Genomic DNA, 16,774 nt, shown 5'->3' with positions numbered 1-16,774 from the left:
AGCAATAGATTTGACTCAATGACAAAAAAAGTTAAAAATATAGCTGTATTAACATCAGGAGGAGATGCTCCGGGAATGAATGCTGCAATTAGAGCAGTTGTTCGTGCTTGTAGTTATTACAAAGTAAATTGTTTTGGCGTTTATAAAGGATATGAAGGCCTTATCCATAATGAAATGGAAGAATTGAATGCCCGTTCTGTGCGTAATATTATTAATAAAGGAGGTACTTTTCTTAAGTCAGCACGTTCGAGTGCTTTTAGAACAGAAGAAGGGAGGCAAAAAGCATATAACAATCTAGTAAAGAATAATATTGAGGCATTAGTTGTTATTGGAGGAGATGGTAGTTTTACAGGAGCCTTAAAATTATCTGAGGAATTTAACTTTCCTGTAGTAGGTATTCCAGGTACCATAGATAATGACATTAATGGTACAGATTATACTATAGGATATGATACAGCATTAAACACTGTTGTAGAAGCTATAGATAAAATTAGAGATACAGCAAGTTCACATAATCGATTGTTTTTAATAGAAGTTATGGGACGAGACTCAGGAGATATAGCTCTAAATGCAGGGATAGGAGCAGGAGCAGAAGAGATTTTAATTCCTGAAGAAGATATGGGAGTAGAGAGGCTTTTGGATTCGCTTAAAAAAAGTAAAAAAACAGGAAAAACGTCAAGTATAATTGTAGTAGCTGAAGGAGATAAATCTGGAAAGAATATTTTTGAATTAGGAGAATATGTCGAAGAAAATCTGGAAGGGTATGAGGTAAGAGTTTCTGTTCTGGGTCATATACAGAGAGGAGGGTCTCCTAGTTGTTTTGATAGAGTATTAGCTAGTAAATTAGGAGTAGGTGCAGTTGAAGCTTTATTAGAAGGTAAGAGTGAAATAATGATAGGTATTGTTCACAAAACTGTTACTGTAGTACCGCTTAAAACAGCTTTAGAAAAAAGACCACATAAACATGATGGATTAATAAAAGTAGCCGATATAACATCGGTATAACTTAATAAAAATGTAACCACATTATAAATTAAAACAACTAAAATATTAAATATGAGTACGCTAAAAATTGGGATTAACGGTTTTGGAAGGATTGGAAGAATTGCTTTTAGAATAGCTTCTAAACGTGATAATGTAGAGATAGTAGCTATTAATGATTTATTAGATGTAGAGCATTTAGCGTATTTATTAGAATATGACTCTGTACACGGTAGATTCGATGGAACAATAGAAGTTAAAAATGGTAATCTTGTAGTGAACGGAAAAGAGATTCGAGTAACAGCCGAACGCAATCCAGAAGATTTAAAATGGAATGCTGTAGGAGTGGATGTAGTTATGGATTGTACAGGTATTTTTACAACTATGGATTCTGCAAACGCACATCTTAAAGCAGGAGCTAAAAAAGTAGTGATTTCTGCACCTTCAAAAGATGTACCCATGTTTGTAATGGGAGTAAACCATATGGATGCAAAAGCCTCAGACACTATTGTCTCTAATGCATCTTGTACTACAAACTGTTTAGCACCTTTAGCAAAAGTAATAAATGATAATTTTGGTATAGAAGAAGGGTTAATGACTACAGTACATGCAGCTACAGCTACACAAGCCACTGTAGATTCTCCTTCAAGAAAAAATTATAGATTAGGACGTAGTGCCTTGAATAATATAATCCCTTCGACAACAGGAGCTGCGGTTGCTGTTACTAAGGTGATTCCTGCTTTAAAAGGTAAACTTACAGGTATGGCATTTAGAGTTCCTACGGTAGATGTATCTGTAGTAGATCTTACAGTAAGAACCAAAAAATCAGTATCCTATGAGGAACTTAAGGCTGTTGTGAAAAAAGCTTCTGAAAATGAATTAAAAGGTATTCTGGGATATACAGAAGAAGATGTTGTTTCTCAAGATTTTGTAGGAGAATCACAAACTTCAGTATTTGATGCTAATGCAGGAATAGCTCTTAATGATAATTTTTTTAAGCTAATAGCTTGGTATGATAATGAATATGGATACTCAACTAAATTAGTAGATTTATCTGCTCACGTAGGTAATCTATAAATTAGATGTTTGGGATGTCTAAAAAGTCAAGAATAGTATAAGTTTTTTATAAACTTATTATGATTTTCGTATACGCTTTTTAGACATCACTATATTAATTATCATATAAAGATTCTAATCAAAATAAATGTACGGTTATTGATATATTTTATTGATTTTAATTAAGAGTGACTTTATATTAATTTTCTTATTTCCTTTTGTTAACAATAAACAAATTTTAAAATGATTTTATTAGCCGATGGTGGTTCTACCAAATGTGATTGGATTCTTCTAGACGATGTGGGAGAAATCGTTTTTAAAACTCGTACAAAAGGATTAAATCCTGCTGTGTTTGAGAAATCTTTACTAGAGCGGCGGATTAGAGAAAACGTAGAAATTTCTTCTTATCGAGATAAAATTGATATAGTTCATTTTTATGGAGCGGGGTGCGGTACGGCAAAGCCAGCAGCAATGTTAAAAAAAGTCTTCGAAGATTTTTTTGTCACCTCAGAAATTGTTGTTAAAGAAGATATGGTTGCTGCCGTATATGCAGCAACAACAGAACCAGGTATTGTATGTATTTTGGGTACGGGTTCTAATAGTTGTTATTTTGATGGAGATGATATCCACATGTCGGTAGATTCTCTAGGGTATATACTTATGGATGAGGCTAGTGGTAACCATTTTGGAAAAAGGCTAATTCGAGATTATTATTACAAAAGAATGCCTCAGGATATAGCTTCAGAATTCGAAAAAAGTTTTGATTTATCTTCTGACACTATAAAAGAAAATTTGTACAAAAAAGAAAACCCTAACACTTATTTGGCATCTTTTGCAGAGTTTATTTTTACAAGTGAGCGTAATGGGTATTTTTATAAAATTATTACAGAAGGGATTCAAGAGTTTATAGAAAATAGGGTGTTGTGCTTTCCAGAGTCACAGAATGTTCCTATACATTTTATAGGTTCTATAGCTCATTTTAGCGAAGATATAATTAGAGCAGCTGTTTGGCCATACCATCTTACGGTAGGTAATATTGTAAGAAGACCTATAGATGGCATTATTGATTACTACCGCAAGGAGGTAATTAAAAAAAAAAACTAATGTATAGATAACAAGTTGTAGATAATAGAATTAGAATAGTGCTTTTTTTATAAGCTCCAATGCTTTTTCAGAAAAAGAAAGTTGTAAAGCAGCTTCATGTCCTTTATCAGACATTTTACGCCATGTTTTTTGTAAAATATCAATGATTTTTTCTTCTGTATGTTTTATCAAAAATTCAGGGTAATAAAAATTAAGAAAAACAAGACAGATTACATCTTCTAAAGTTTGTGTATCCTCATCCTTTTTCAATTGCTTTTTTTGTATTAAAAAAGACACTCTGTTTATGGTTTCAGAACTATAACCTACTGATTCCAGAATTTCGGAGGATTTTTTAGCATGAAATTTTTTTAATTCTTCTCTCCATTTTAAATATCCAACACGATCCAAAGGGTAATTATCACGAGAGATTTTCCATCTACAAATATGTTGTGATCTAGCAGCAAGTTTAAGAGCTTCAGTCGCATGTGGCTCAAATTTCTCTAAGGTGTCTGTCATTCGTTTACCGTAGATCAACTCTTTAGCAACTAATTCATTATTTACTTTTTCTTTATTCGGATCTTCTGCATTTGCTTGATCAATCAAAGTGTATGCGTGTGTTAATTTATCTATGGGCATGAAATAATATTTCTAGTGAGTTAACAAATTTAAAGTATTTGTAATTATAAATATAGTTGAGATTTTTTGTTTTTTACAAAAAAAAATTTTATAAATTTTAAACTATGGAATAATCATTTTTTAAATAATATTTTTATAAAATTATAAATATTACAGCTAACCCCTTTTTTTAATGTAGTTTGTTTGTAGTTTTGTGTTGTTTATGTGTAGTTTTATGCTATTCTGAGGGGGTGATTTGATTATTTTTTAATAGATATGGTTTTTGTGTAATAAAATATGTTTTGTAATAACTCTAGTATATATCTATAAAAAATGAACTAAAAACCTTTTTAATAATAAGACTAATCAAAATAAAAAATGAATATAGAAGAAATAGTAATGGTTTCAATTTCAGAATTTTTGGATGTAGAAGTACATAAGGATACAGAAACCCTTGATTTGGCTGCTAAAATAGAAATTGTTCAAAAAAGAATAGTGGATAAAACAAAAAATAAACAAAAACCTTTTACATCTAAAAATAATTTTGAGGTCTGTGAATATGAAATGTTTTTTAGCAGTAACCCTAATGATATAGTCAAAATAGATGGTTGGATTCCTGTACAAACAGATAAAATTGATAAAAAAGAGAGGATTTCAGAATATATAGAAATAGGGCTTCTAAGAAAAATATAATACCATTTGTAGTTTGAATTTACTGGAAAAGAAAATAAATATTTTTTTGTTTCAGTGAAGAAGAAAAGCTTGTGCCAGACTAGATCTGGTATTAAACATAGCAGGACTACGGTTTTTTTTTATTCTGATACTGAGGGTGAAAAAAGAACATTTTGTTACGGTAAATTCAAATTATAAACGGTATAATAGTGGTTCTAATAAATTTTGAGGCAAAACATATGGTAATGCTTTTGACTTAAAACAGGAAAATAAACTTAAGATGGCGAGAATAAGGAATAGAGCATGTTTCATTAGTATATGTTTTTTGTAAACCCTTTGGGTATATCAAAAATTATACTCCACTTCTTGAAATTGTTAATATATCTGTGTAAAAGTATTCTAACCTTGTATTTTTTTGGTAAATATTACAATTATTTTTACAACAATAAATGTATTACTATTTGGATACTTTTTTATTACAGTTAGCTGTATGAGAAAGTAAGAAAAAATAAATATCCTATGACAGAATATGTGCTTTTAACAGACGATCAAAGTTATTTTGTGGAGTATCTTATAGGCGAACTTGTATTATCTAATAGTATTAGTGAAGCAATGAAATTTAATGATGAACATTTGGCTTTAAAATTTAAAAAAATGTTGCATAATTCTTGTAAATTAATAACAAGTGTTAATACTTATATAGGATAGTGAAACTGAGTTTAATATTACACTAGTTTAGCCCTTAATCCATCTAAAAATATAATCTAATTCGGGATCTTTACCAGATATTAGATCCTCTGTAGAAAGAAGAATATTTTTATCAGGCAATATACCTGATCCTTTAGGCACTGTATTGTCTAAGATATAATGATTTATTTTTTCCATATACATAGTCATAATGATTTTTGAATTAGGGAATTCATAAAACACAGGGTATTCACCAGTATGAAAATAATAGCCTCCACCAGTTTCTTCTCCTATAACCATTATATTAGGATTGTTTTTTGCATTTAAAACAAAAGTAGAGCCGGCAGAAAAAGTACTACCGCTTGTTAATACATACACTTTTCCTTTAAATCTATTTTTGTTTGGCACCATTATGGTTTCCAGATCATCAAATTTAAGTTTCCATCCATCATAAATGGGATGATTATTAAACCGGTCTTTTAAAAATTCTTTTTCGTTAAAATATGTTCTGGTTACATATTCTCGTTCAGGAACAGTTAATGAAGCAATATACTCACTTGTTCTTTGTTTAAAAATACTATCTGTTATAAAGGAATAGAGATGGATTGCATTTGGTCTAAAACCACCTTCGTTACGTCTAACATCAATAATAAGGTGATTAATTTTTTTTTTGTGGATCTCTTGGAATATTTTTATCAATTTAGATTTGAAAATTCTAATATCTCCTCCAAAAGAGTTAACAACTAGTACAGCTGTGTTTATTTCATTTTTATAATATACAAAAGGATCTTTTTTGTTAATGAATGCATCAAAATAATCAAAACCGTTTTCTTTTTGATGAAACTTAGCAAAATATGAATTTCGTTTAGTATTTCTAAGTCTTACTTTTGTAAAAGATTCAGAAGGAAGAATGCTGTTTTTTTCTGTTCCATTTGGTTCTGTATAATCAATATTGAATTCTTTTTGTATTCCATACTCATAAGCAAAATATAACCCAAATTTTAATTCTATTTCTCTGTATTTTCGGGTTAGATTATATCCATCACTGGGTATGTGTTTTTTAAGTTTTTCCAGTATTTCAGATGCTTCAACTTGGTTAATACGATTAATTTTTGAACCAATAGGGATTTTAAAATCATCAGTATCTACATAGAATTCAGTATTTATCAATTTTAGAATTAAAGGAAAATAGTGTTGATCTGTTTTAATAGTATTAGGGGGTAATAATAAAAGATGTCCATCTTTAATCTTGTCTGTAACATTAATCATTTTTTTATACAATTCTATATCTGATGTAACTCTTTTTAAAGATTCTTTTGTGGTTTTAAAAATATTTTCGATAGAATCATTAGAGATGTACTCATATAAGCTAGGATGTCCTTTTTTTAGAATGCTTTCAAAAATTTTAAAATCTTCTTTTACTGCTATAGAATCTATGTTTTTTTGAGCAGAAATTACATAAGTATATATGCAAAAAAACATAAAGAATTGTATTTTCCTCATTACAATGATTTTTAAGCTGTAGTCTAGTTGACTTTTATTACAAATTTTATTTTCCCAGATGTAAAAGTAGCAAAATTGTATAGTGAATTTTTAATCTTTTTAAAAAGATTAATACTCTAGAGTTTATTTCGAAAAAAAATTCTTTTCAGAAAGATGCCTCATGAGTTTTCCTTGAGGTTGTTGATCAAAATTAGATGCTTATATATTTCTAGGTATCTAATTTTATAAAAATAATTGATCCCATATTTATGTTATATGTGTTAGGCGATCAGAAGATATACTAATTTAATTTTTGTAATTTTTTTTGAATTTTTTTAATAGCAGACTCTATTGGTTTTTCAGGTTCTATAACATTATATTCACCCCAGAATTTTGGATCAGAAAACCCAGAGGCTTCGTCACTAATAACAACAGAGGCTTTTAATCGATCTTTAGGCCTTATGTTTTCATTATTAGTATTCTTTTTCCAGTCAGTGATTGCCATTTCTACATTTAATTTGTAGATAGAGTTAAATAATCTTTTTTTCCAGTTTATTTTTACAATAAGATCAATTTTTCCATAGCCATAATACCATCTACCATCTTTTTGTCGGTAATCAATAGTGTAAGAAGCAAGAGTAGGTTGTACTTTTGCATTTTTCGGTTTTTTTCTAACAAACATTTTGTTTACCTCTTCTTTGTTCTCCATATTAAGACTAAAAATAGCTTTAGTCATAGCCAATGTTTCAGAATCTATATATAATTTACCAAAATATAAAGGTTCTTTTATATGTGAACGTTGCTTGAAATTCAAGACATAAATATCTTTGTCGTTAATTTTTGTAGATTTATCAAAACTAAATTGATAGTTGTTGGATATGTTTTCTGTAAAAAGAAGCTCAGGATTTTTCATTACATCTAACCATAAAGCACTGGATGGACCTCCTTGTAGTTTTAATGTTAGGGTATCTAATTTTTTATAATCTGCACTTTTTCGAGCTTTAAAAAGCTTAATAACATCTGTTTTTGGAGATTCATAGGGGTTTTTATATATATCTACTACAGCCTCAGAAAGTGAAACATATGTTCTGCGTTTTTTTATAGTTTCTCTATAAAATGCCGTCATAATGGTATTGTTATTAAGGTAATTACTTCCCTTTTTTTTAATTACAGCTTGTATTAGAGCTTCAGGATCTTTGGAGTCAATAGTAACCTCAGATAATTCTGTAACGGATAGCTCTAGTTTTATTTTTAATATTTCTTCATTAAATTTTGAAAGTGGAACTATTTTGTCGCGATATCCAAGGTGAGATATAATTATTTTTGAGCCGGCCATACCTTTGGGGACTTTTAATAGGAACTCTCCTTCATCATTAGTGATAGTAGAAATATTAGTTTCTTTTACTGAAATGGTTACAGAAATAAGTGGTTTATTGGTTTCTGAATCAAGGATGTATCCTTGATATTTATTGTAATTAATATTGCTATTTGTATCTTGGAAATAAGTAAGTGCATGAATGTTTATAGAGCATCCTGTTATAAGTAAAACTGAAAAAAATAAGTTTTTAAATGCTTTATTAAATAAGGTGTTATTTTTAGACATAGCTCATTTTTTGATTGTAAGATTAGCTTAAGATCTAGTCCTATCAATTACAATATAATAAATTTTGGGGAAAAGTTTGTTGTCAATACGTTAAAACAATAATCAATATAAGATGAAGTATTATTTTATATGTTTTTAATGATAACTATTATAGTTTCCGAACCAGTTTTTGAGTTTAATATTTAGAATTTCTGTAGTAAAGGGTTTGGTAATATAATCATCAAGACCTTTGGCAATATATCGCTCTCCATCTCCTGGTAAAGCATTAGAAGTTAAAGCTATTATAGGGGGAACATTTTTATGGCTGTTACGAATAAGATTACATGTTTGTATACCATTTAAACCTGGTAAATTAATGTCCATTAAAATAAGATCATATTGATTTTCTTTAAACATGTGTAAAGCTTGTTTTCCGGTTTTTGCTACATCTGTGGTACATCCCAAATATTTTAAAATTTGTTCGGATACTAATATACTTGTTTCAGAGTCCTCTACTAATAATATATGAAGGTTGTATTTTTGAAAAACAGTATTTGGTATAATTTTATTTTCTTTAATTATAGAAGGAGTAATCATATTTGCTTTAAAGGTAAACCAGAAGTTACTTCCTTGTCCAATTTCACTTTCTACTCCTAATTCTCCTTTCATTAGATCTATTAATTTTTTACATATTGTAAGTCCTAGTCCGCTTCCTTCTCCAGCTATAATAGATGCTTCGTTAAACTGACTAAACCTAGTAAACAAAGTTTGTTGATCTTTTTTGTTAATACCAATACCTGAATCTATAATCTCTACTTTTATAGTTAATTCATTATCTTTTTTAGTTAGAATAGAGGTTTTAATATGTATTTCGCCTTTTTGAGTAAATTTTATAGCATTACCTATAAGGTTAGAAATAATTTGAGTTAAACGATTACTATCAGCGATTATATTTTCTGGTAGTTTTTCTGAATATGTCGAAATTAATTTTATTTCTTTGGAAGTAGAATTAGCGGAAAAAAGATCCATGTTTTGATGGATTAATTTTTTAAAATTAATATTTGTAGGAAATAAACTGAATTTTCCTGATTCTATTTTTGATAAATCCAAAATTTGATTTAGAATATCTAAAAGATTAAGTGAAGATTGATGGATTGTAGAAACATATTCTTTTTGAAGATCATTTAAAGTGGTATTCTTGAAAAGTAAATCTATCATTCCTATCACACCAACCATTGGAGTTCTTATTTCATGACTCATGTTAGCCAGAAAATCTTGCTTAAACTTTGAAGATTTCAATATTTGTTCATTGGTTTGCTTTAGTTTATCCAAATTTCTGCCCCCAAACATAGCAAATAACCCTAAAAAAAAAGGAGCGGTATCTATTATATAATGTATCGGATGGTTTTTTTGTACAAATATTGCAGATTGCCATGAAAACTTAAGATCAAGGTTTACTATATCTATAATCGTAGCCAGAATAGGAAAAGAAAAACCAAATATGATTCCATATAAAGTGTATCTAGCAGCCTCAGATTTAAACCATGATATACGCACCATATATTAATTAATTTATTTGGTCTCTATGTGATTTAGTGTTTAAAATTAGAGGTTACGGTTTTACACTAGAGGGGGATGAATTACTAAATATAAGTTTTTTGTGAAATACAATGCTTATATTTAATAGAAATTAAATAAAGAAAAAAGAAGTTTTTTTTTTAAATCCACGACAATACATTGTCGTGGATTTAAAACCTTACTTTTGATAATTGATTTATCCTTTAAAAATTATTTTTTTTAATTTGTATCCTTCTATTTTTATTAAATATGTTTTTGGATCCATGTAGTTTTGAATATAATCATCTACATTGCCTTTGTCTAGTAATCTTCCAGACATATTATAAAGACTGTAGTTAAGACCTTGTGGAACGTCTTTTATGTGTTTAAAAGTTTTTTGATCCGTACTTTGCTGACATGTATCATCAGCTAAAAAATTATTAATAAAAGTGATTCTTCCTTGTTCTAGACCTTCTAGTGTTACCGTTGCGGTGTCATCAATATCAATTATACCACTTCCAGTAAGATCACCAAGGATTATCAAGCAGGCGTTTCTGATTTTTATTCGTACTCCTGCTTCTAAATGCAGGCTTTCTGTAATAAAGATAACACCTTCTTCTGTGTTTTCGTCCAAACCATTAACAATTGTGTTTTCTGTAACAGACATTAATTTATATGAAATGTCAATTTTTGTATTTGCAAATGTAATGCTTGTTATAAACAAAGCTAATATGGGTAAAAATGTTTTCATAAAATTTGGTTTTGGGGTTGAACATTTATTTTATATAAAGTAGGTTAATACTTACTTTTTTTAACTTTAAATCGTTGTAATATGTAAAATCAACGACAATATACAATATTTTTTGTTAAAAACGTGTTTTTTATATTTAATATTAAGTATCATATATAATTTTAAATTTAAAAAAATATAGGTATCTCTAGTAAATGCTGTGATTTTAACTAATATTTTTTATTTTTTTAACATTTAAAAAAAATGTTTTTTTATTCCACTGATTTTTAAGAGATAAATGAATTATTTTTTTTGAAAATAGGAGTATTAGTTTAATTCATTTAGATTTATACCATTCTTAAATACCTAATTATTGTAGAAATGATAAAACTATTGTTGTTTTTTCAGCATTTTAGTGTCTGGTTTAAAGTATTCTTGGAGGAACTATATAATAATCTTATTAGCTTATTTTTTTTACTAGCCGTATATTTTGCTTTATGGCATTTTCCTCAAACAATGGACTTGTTATTGATCCTTAATCAAGCAGATGCTTTTATTTTTGAGGTGCCTTTGTATTTTTTTCTTCTTACAGCCTCTGCATTTTTAATTTGGAATATCCCTAAATATTTTTATTTCTATAATTATAAAGATATTTCATTTTCTAATCTGATAGGTTTTATACCTAATCAACACTATCAATTTCAACTAAAAACAAAACCCATACGGTACCACTATCAGGTTAAAGTTCATATGAGAAAGATTGTACCCAGAATCTTAGCTCTATTGTTATTGGTAATTTCAGCCTTAAGTATATTAAATGCTATGGAACTTTTTGAATTGGATAATATATATACTAATTCCTTAAACCCAGAAAACACTCTAGTTTTTAGCATCCTTTTTTTACTCTTATTATCAGAACCTGTATTGTACAAAAGCATACAGGATTTTTTTAATAAAATACCCAAAACTAATGCTTTTTTAATTTTACTATCTGTAGGATTAGTTATTTTTATAGTATCATTAGGGACATTAAATACTCAGACAGAAAAAGATTTAGGAAATCTTTTTCTGTCTAATAGTGCATTAATAATATTCTTTTTTACATTATCTTTTAATAGTTATAGTTTTTTAAAAGAATTTCCAAGAAAATTATTTTATGGTACGGTTTTGATATCAGGCTTTCTTTTACTGTTTTCTTTTTTGTTGCTTAATTTTATCCCAGAATGGTCTGGTAGAATTAATCCGCTATCTATTTTGATACTATCTTTACTAAGTCTTTTTATGATAAGTTTTGTATTGATTCTTTTAGGCAAAAAACTAAAACTACCATTATTTTCTATTACTATTATCTTATGCTTGTTCTCTGCAAGATTTTTTTCAAAAAATTCTGATCATTATCAACTTATCTTAAAATCAACTAACGTAGTTAGACCTCCGATGGAGAAGTATATATATGAATGGATTAAAAATAGAACTGATTTAATAAAGGGTGAAAAAGACAAGTTCCCTATAATTATAGCCTCATCAGAAGGAGGAGGCTCTAGAGCTGGTCTTTGGTCTTTTTTGGTACACAGTTATTTGTATGAAAAGTCTAACGGGAAATATTTTGAAGAAAATCTATTATCTTTAACAGGAGCTTCAGGAGGAAGTGTTGGTAATTCTATGTTTTTTGTTGAGGCACAACAAGCACTGTTAAAACACACAAAAGCTAATTTTAAAATAAGATCAGATAGTAAAACTTCAGTTTTAAAATACAAAGCAAGTGCTATTTATAAAGAGAATTATTTATCCATTGCTTTACTTTCATTATTAGGCAGGGATTTATTTAAAGAAATCACAAGCTTATTCGATTTTAAAAATAGAGGACAATTACTAGAAGAACAATGGAATAGTAAGTACAGAGAGTTGTTTATTCAAAAAAAAGGAGAAGATGTTTTAGAAAAAGAGTTTTTATCTTTTTATAAAAGCGTTATAGATAAAGAGGGGGTAATAAATGGCGAGATAATACCTCCTTTATTATTGATTAATACTACACATACACAAACAGGAAACTATAATGTGATAAGCCCTGTTACATATAGCCATTTAAGACCTCTTACAGGGTTAAACGATTTTTTAGAAAACCTACAACAAAGCTATCCCAAAAAATCTATAGCAATATCTACAGCCATGCGTATAAACGCAAGTTTTCCATATATAACACCTGTTGGAGAAATACAAAAAAAATCTGAATCTAAAATGTCATATTCAGATCAATATGCTGATGCAGGATATTATGATAATATTGGAGGAACAGTATCCAAAGGAGTAGAGGAAGTTTTAAAAAAAGTATTACAAGATTCTTTTCCTTTGTTACAAGATAAAATAAAGATTAAACATTTAATTATTACTAATAATGAAGAGCGTAGTATCATAAAAACTCAAACACAATTTGATGCTCCATTAACAACTTTACGAAATGTTAGATATGGTCATACTCAAGAAATTATAAAAAAATTAGGAAATAGTTATGTAGTGAAATTAAAACCAACTATAATACCGCTATCTCCTCCAAAATCATTATTCGGAAAGGTGGAAAAAGAAGTTCTTTTAATAAAGCCTGTTCTTCCACTAGGCAGATATTTATCTACGGTGGCGATTAGGTCTATAGAAGCGAGGTTAGGTAAGGTAAAACCGGAATTAGATGCAATTTTAACAACAAAATAAGACAATTGTCGTTTTTTTTTGTATTTTTGTCATAAAATATATAGTTATGACTGCAGTATCACCATTGGATTTTGATAGTTTTGAAAATAAAGGTTTATTAAGATACTTAAATATAGATATTCCATTACGCAATATGTATGATTTTATAGAGTTATCAAGAAACGGAATAGATAAAAAAGCATTATTGCATTTAGCAAAAACTATTGATTTTGATGTTAAAGAATTATCACATGTTCTAAACATGTCAGAGCGTACCATACAACGGTATGATTTAAATAAAAAACTAAATACAGAAGCGAGTGCTAAAGTATTACAATTAGCTAAACTTTATGCAAAGGGAGAGAATATTTTCGGAGATTTAAGCCGTTTTAAAAGTTGGATGGAGCATCCAAGTGTAGCACTAGCTATGAAAAAACCAAAAGAGCTTTTAGATACTACTTTTGGGTTTCAATTACTAAATGAAGAATTAGTTCGTATAGAGCATGGAATTTTTGCATAATGCAGGTATATAGAATAGCAAAGCAGAAATATATTAAAGATTTAACTGGGATTGGAGCCAAAACAGTAGGTGGTAGATGGAACCCTAAAGGCGTAGCTGTTTTGTATACTAGCACAACTGCAGCACTTTCAGCACTTGAAGTGTTAGCGCATTTACCAGCCGCATATTTTCCAGATGATATGTCAATTGCTTCCATAGAAATTCCAGATGCTTTAATAACCAAAATGGATTTATTACAATTACCAGAGGATTGGAATAAAATACCAGTACCTGTAGAAGTTCAGAATTTTGGAATGCAGTGGATAATAGAAGAAAAACATTTAGGACTTATGGTACCAAGCATTATAATACCTAAAGAACAAAATATTTTAATAAATCCTCTACACCCAAAATTTAATAAAATAAAACTTCTAAATGTAGAGCCTTTTTCTTTTGATACTCGATTATTGAAATAAGAAATACTTATCTTCAATGTCTATTTTTAAACATATCAGTGCTTTTGATTTATTCTTATTTTTTAGTTAAAAAAAAGCAGAAAAAGAGTTAGCATGCTTCATTTTATATAAATTACGAGTTTAATATACGTAACGAACTCTCAATTCATACGTCATATCATAAATAACTAATCTTAATATTAATACTAGAATGAGTATAAAAATGAAAAATGTATACTTTTTGGCAGCATTTACTTTTGTTTTTGTAAGTTGTAAAAATGAAACAAAAAAAACAGATACTGAGCCAGTTGCCCAAGTAGAAAAAATCCCAGGAATAGTCTTGGAGAATATGGATACTACAGTTAGTCCTAAAGATGATTTTTACAATTATGTTAATGGTAATTGGATGAAAAACACCACTATTCCTGATGATCGTACCAGCTGGGGGGGATTTGGAGTTCTTCGTAAATCAACAGATCAGAACGTATTAGAAATTTTGGCTAATGCTAAGAAAAGTGGAAAATATAGTGCAGATACAGATCAAGCAAAAGCGCTAGCTATTTTTGATACTAAACTAGATACTATAGCTAGAAATAAAGCAGGAGTTACACCTTTAGAATCCGCTTTTAAAGATATAGAGTCGATTAAAAATATAGCCGACTTACAAACAATACTAGCAAAAAATCCATCAGTATCTTCTCCTTTTATTGGTATAGCCGTACAAGCAGATTTAAATAACAGTGCAATGAATGCTGTGTATTTAGGAGCAAATGGTTTAGGATTGCCAGATAGAGATTATTATTTAGAGCAGGACAAAAAATCTAAAGAAATTAGAAAAGAGTACAAAAAGCACATCGTTAGGATGTTACAAATATTAGGGGACTCAGAGGCAGATGCTACAGCTGCGGCAAATAAAATTCTTGAATTAGAAACCAAATTAGCAGAGCCAAGATTAAATAAGGTAGAAAGTAGAGATGCAAGAAACTATAATAATCCTAGAACAATAGCTGAAGCAGATAAAATGTTATCGTCTATCGACCTTAATAAAATGATAAGTGATCTTGGAGTTACCAAAAAGTTTGACACCATTATTGTAGCACAATTAAAATATGCTAAAGCGTTAGACGGATTTTTAAAGAACACACCTATCGAAGATGTAAAGACTTTGGTTAGATGGGATACTTTTAATAGTGCGACAAATAAGTTAACTACAGATATTGAAAGAAAAAACTGGGAGTTTTATAGCAAATACTTAAGAGGACAAAAAGAACAACGACCAGCAGATGAAAGAGCGCTTGCAGTAGTTAATAATACGGTAGGAGAAGCACTAGGGCAATTATATGTAGATGCAAAATTTCCGCCAGAAGCTAAGGAAAAAGCAGAAAAAATGATTGCTAATGTAATCAATGCATATAAAAAACGTATTCAGAAGTTAGATTGGATGGGAGATGAAACAAAAACAAAAGCAATTGAAAAATTAGAAAAGTTTACGGTTAAGATTGGTTATCCTGATAAATGGGAAGATTATTCAAAAATGGAAGTATCAGCAGATAAAACCTATTTTGATAATATGATTGCAGTAAACAAATGGGCTAAAGATAAAAACTATGCTGAGATAGGAGAGCCTGTAGATAAATCAGAATGGGGAATGTCACCTCAAACAGTAAATGCATACTTTAATCCACTTAATAATGAAATAGTTTTTCCAGCAGCAATACTGCAACCACCATTTTATAATTATACAGCAGATGATGCTGTTAATTATGGAGGAATTGGTGCAGTAATAGGGCATGAGATATCACACGCTTTTGATGATTCTGGCGCTCGTTTTGATGCAAACGGAAACCTTTCTAATTGGTGGACAGATAATGATCTTGCTAAATTTACAGAAAGAGGAGATGCTTTGGCAGAACAATATAGTGCAATAGAAGTGTTAGATAGTGTATACATTAATGGTAAATTTACACTGGGAGAAAATATAGGTGACCTAGGAGGAGTATTAGGTGCCTATGATGGACTGCAAATGCATTTTGCAGAAAACGGTACACCAGAAAATATTGATGGATTTACACCAGAACAACGTTTCTTTATGTCTTGGGCTACAGTATGGCGTACTTTAGTGCGTGATGATGCTTTAAGAACACAAATTAAAACAGACCCACATTCACCAGGTAAAGTTCGTGCAATACAACCACTATTAAATGTTCAAGCGTTTTATGATGCATTTGATATTAAAGAAGGAGACAAAATGTATTTAGCACCAGAAAAAAGAGTACACATCTGGTAATTAAAAAACAGTATATTTTTATTACAAACCCTGCAATTTAGCAGGGTTTTTTTATTGCTTGGATTTTACAAAAAAAATATGCCGTTTATCCCAGTTTATGCGTTAGAATATACAAAAGGAGGGTTCAGATTTTTAATTTGACTAAATAATCCGTCCATCCAAGGTCTCTTTTTAGCAGGTAAAGCAATCTTCAACACCTTTTTATTAGCGTGTTTAACCTGCCAAGCTCCTAATGCAAAGCAATAGACTTTTAAGGTTTTTAATGTTGCCCGATTATGATGGTTTAGTGCAAAATGTCGGAACAAACTCATCAGATTATAAGCCATCATTATACATCTAAATGAAGCTTCAGTAGCCCAAAAATCTTGGAGACAAAAGTTATCTAGTCCAAAATCTTGTTTGA

14 protein-coding genes and 1 pseudogene are annotated in these 16,774 nt (G+C 29.4%); 9 read left to right on the top strand and 6 right to left on the bottom strand.

Features of this window, described 5'->3' with window-relative positions:
• Positions 1-18 precede the first annotated feature (18 nt).
• The 3 genes from pfkA (at position 19) to H527_RS0111040 (ending at position 3,141) form a co-directional block, all read left to right on the top strand.
• Positions 19-1,005, top strand: coding sequence for a 6-phosphofructokinase (pfkA, locus tag H527_RS0111050; protein WP_027412779.1), 987 nt, complete (start codon positions 19-21; stop codon positions 1,003-1,005).
• Positions 1,006-1,056: 51 nt separating this feature from the next.
• Positions 1,057-2,058: a type I glyceraldehyde-3-phosphate dehydrogenase gene (gene gap, locus H527_RS0111045; RefSeq protein ID WP_027412778.1), complete on the top strand. Its 1,002-nt coding sequence runs from the start codon at positions 1,057-1,059 to the stop codon at positions 2,056-2,058.
• Positions 2,059-2,280: 222 nt separating this feature from the next.
• Entirely contained in the window at positions 2,281-3,141 is an 861-nt protein-coding gene (locus tag H527_RS0111040) for a BadF/BadG/BcrA/BcrD ATPase family protein (RefSeq protein WP_027412777.1), read from the top strand.
• Positions 3,142-3,171: 30 nt separating this feature from the next.
• Here H527_RS0111040 and H527_RS0111035 read toward each other — a convergent pair whose 3' ends face one another.
• The gene (locus tag H527_RS0111035) at positions 3,172-3,756 is read right to left on the bottom strand and encodes a DUF4202 domain-containing protein (protein ID WP_027412776.1); all 585 of its coding nucleotides are present in this window, start codon (positions 3,754-3,756) and stop codon (positions 3,172-3,174) included.
• Positions 3,757-4,113: 357 nt separating this feature from the next.
• Here H527_RS0111035 and H527_RS0111030 point away from each other — a divergent pair, with 357 nt between their 5' ends.
• Both H527_RS0111030 and H527_RS0111025 read left to right on the top strand, forming a co-directional pair.
• Positions 4,114-4,428, top strand: a complete 315-nt coding sequence (locus H527_RS0111030) for a hypothetical protein (RefSeq protein WP_027412775.1) — start codon at positions 4,114-4,116, stop codon at positions 4,426-4,428.
• A gap of 498 nt (positions 4,429-4,926) precedes the next feature.
• Positions 4,927-5,115: a hypothetical protein gene (locus H527_RS0111025; protein WP_027412774.1), complete on the top strand. Its 189-nt coding sequence runs from the start codon at positions 4,927-4,929 to the stop codon at positions 5,113-5,115.
• A gap of 27 nt (positions 5,116-5,142) precedes the next feature.
• On the opposite strand, the gene H527_RS0111020 is transcribed toward H527_RS0111025, so the two are convergent.
• The 4 genes from H527_RS0111020 to H527_RS0111005 form a co-directional block, all read right to left on the bottom strand.
• On the bottom strand, positions 5,143-6,597 hold the full coding sequence (locus tag H527_RS0111020) for a S41 family peptidase (protein WP_081414596.1): 1,455 nt from the start codon (positions 6,595-6,597) through the stop codon (positions 5,143-5,145).
• A 280-nt stretch (positions 6,598-6,877) separates the two neighbouring features.
• Positions 6,878-8,179 carry a carboxypeptidase-like regulatory domain-containing protein gene (locus tag H527_RS0111015; RefSeq protein ID WP_027412772.1) on the bottom strand — a complete coding sequence of 434 codons (1,302 nt, stop codon included), beginning with the start codon at positions 8,177-8,179 and terminating at the stop codon, positions 6,878-6,880.
• A gap of 135 nt (positions 8,180-8,314) precedes the next feature.
• Positions 8,315-9,718, bottom strand: coding sequence for an ATP-binding protein (locus H527_RS21880; RefSeq protein ID WP_051316726.1), 1,404 nt, complete (start codon positions 9,716-9,718; stop codon positions 8,315-8,317).
• 214 nt (positions 9,719-9,932) lie between these two features.
• Positions 9,933-10,466, bottom strand: coding sequence for a hypothetical protein (locus H527_RS0111005; protein WP_155837868.1), 534 nt, complete (start codon positions 10,464-10,466; stop codon positions 9,933-9,935).
• Between the two features lie 495 nt (positions 10,467-10,961).
• On the opposite strand from H527_RS0111005, the gene H527_RS0110995 reads away from it, so the two are divergent.
• The 4 genes from H527_RS0110995 (at position 10,962) to H527_RS0110980 (ending at position 16,371) form a co-directional block, all read left to right on the top strand.
• Positions 10,962-13,151: a patatin-like phospholipase family protein gene (locus H527_RS0110995; protein WP_155837867.1), complete on the top strand. Its 2,190-nt coding sequence runs from the start codon at positions 10,962-10,964 to the stop codon at positions 13,149-13,151.
• Between the two features lie 46 nt (positions 13,152-13,197).
• Positions 13,198-13,650, top strand: a complete 453-nt coding sequence (gene parS, locus H527_RS21875) for a type II RES/Xre toxin-antitoxin system antitoxin (protein ID WP_051316725.1) — start codon at positions 13,198-13,200, stop codon at positions 13,648-13,650.
• Complete coding sequence (locus H527_RS0110985) at positions 13,650-14,105, top strand: RES family NAD+ phosphorylase (RefSeq protein WP_027412769.1); 456 nt, start codon at positions 13,650-13,652, stop codon at positions 14,103-14,105. Before parS ends, H527_RS0110985 begins: the two co-directional genes overlap by 1 nt.
• A gap of 202 nt (positions 14,106-14,307) precedes the next feature.
• A complete protein-coding gene (locus tag H527_RS0110980) occupies positions 14,308-16,371 on the top strand; it encodes a M13 family metallopeptidase (protein ID WP_027412768.1) in 2,064 nt (687 codons plus the stop codon).
• A gap of 95 nt (positions 16,372-16,466) precedes the next feature.
• On the opposite strand, the pseudogene H527_RS21870 reads toward H527_RS0110980, so the two are convergent.
• Positions 16,467-16,774, bottom strand: a pseudogene (locus H527_RS21870) (hypothetical protein); the annotation flags it as partial.

Origin of the sequence: Aquimarina muelleri DSM 19832, assembly GCF_000430665.1 — a bacterium.
GTDB lineage: Bacteria > Bacteroidota > Bacteroidia > Flavobacteriales > Flavobacteriaceae > Aquimarina > Aquimarina muelleri.
The sequence above is the reverse complement of the archived record's forward strand: the minus strand, read 5'-3'. Positions and strand labels throughout refer to the sequence as shown.

Excerpts from the sequence above, each read along its gene's own strand:
- H527_RS0111015 (WP_027412772.1), bottom strand. The coding sequence starts at position 8,179 with ATGTCTAAAAATAACACCTTATTTAATAAAGCATTTAAAAACTTATTT.
- H527_RS21880 (WP_051316726.1), bottom strand. The coding sequence starts at position 9,718 with ATGGTGCGTATATCATGGTTTAAATCTGAGGCTGCTAGATACACTTTA.
- H527_RS0110985 (WP_027412769.1), top strand. The coding sequence starts at position 13,650 with ATGCAGGTATATAGAATAGCAAAGCAGAAATATATTAAAGATTTAACT.
- H527_RS0111025 (WP_027412774.1), top strand. The coding sequence starts at position 4,927 with ATGACAGAATATGTGCTTTTAACAGACGATCAAAGTTATTTTGTGGAG.
- H527_RS0110980 (WP_027412768.1), top strand. The coding sequence starts at position 14,308 with ATGAAAAATGTATACTTTTTGGCAGCATTTACTTTTGTTTTTGTAAGT.
- H527_RS0110995 (WP_155837867.1), top strand. The coding sequence starts at position 10,962 with ATGGACTTGTTATTGATCCTTAATCAAGCAGATGCTTTTATTTTTGAG.
- pfkA (WP_027412779.1), top strand. The coding sequence starts at position 19 with ATGACAAAAAAAGTTAAAAATATAGCTGTATTAACATCAGGAGGAGAT.
- H527_RS0111040 (WP_027412777.1), top strand. The coding sequence starts at position 2,281 with ATGATTTTATTAGCCGATGGTGGTTCTACCAAATGTGATTGGATTCTT.
- H527_RS0111030 (WP_027412775.1), top strand. The coding sequence starts at position 4,114 with ATGAATATAGAAGAAATAGTAATGGTTTCAATTTCAGAATTTTTGGAT.
- parS (WP_051316725.1), top strand. The coding sequence starts at position 13,198 with ATGACTGCAGTATCACCATTGGATTTTGATAGTTTTGAAAATAAAGGT.
- H527_RS0111035 (WP_027412776.1), bottom strand. The coding sequence starts at position 3,756 with ATGCCCATAGATAAATTAACACACGCATACACTTTGATTGATCAAGCA.
- H527_RS0111005 (WP_155837868.1), bottom strand. The coding sequence starts at position 10,466 with ATGAAAACATTTTTACCCATATTAGCTTTGTTTATAACAAGCATTACA.
- H527_RS0111020 (WP_081414596.1), bottom strand. The coding sequence starts at position 6,597 with ATGAGGAAAATACAATTCTTTATGTTTTTTTGCATATATACTTATGTA.
- gap (WP_027412778.1), top strand. The coding sequence starts at position 1,057 with ATGAGTACGCTAAAAATTGGGATTAACGGTTTTGGAAGGATTGGAAGA.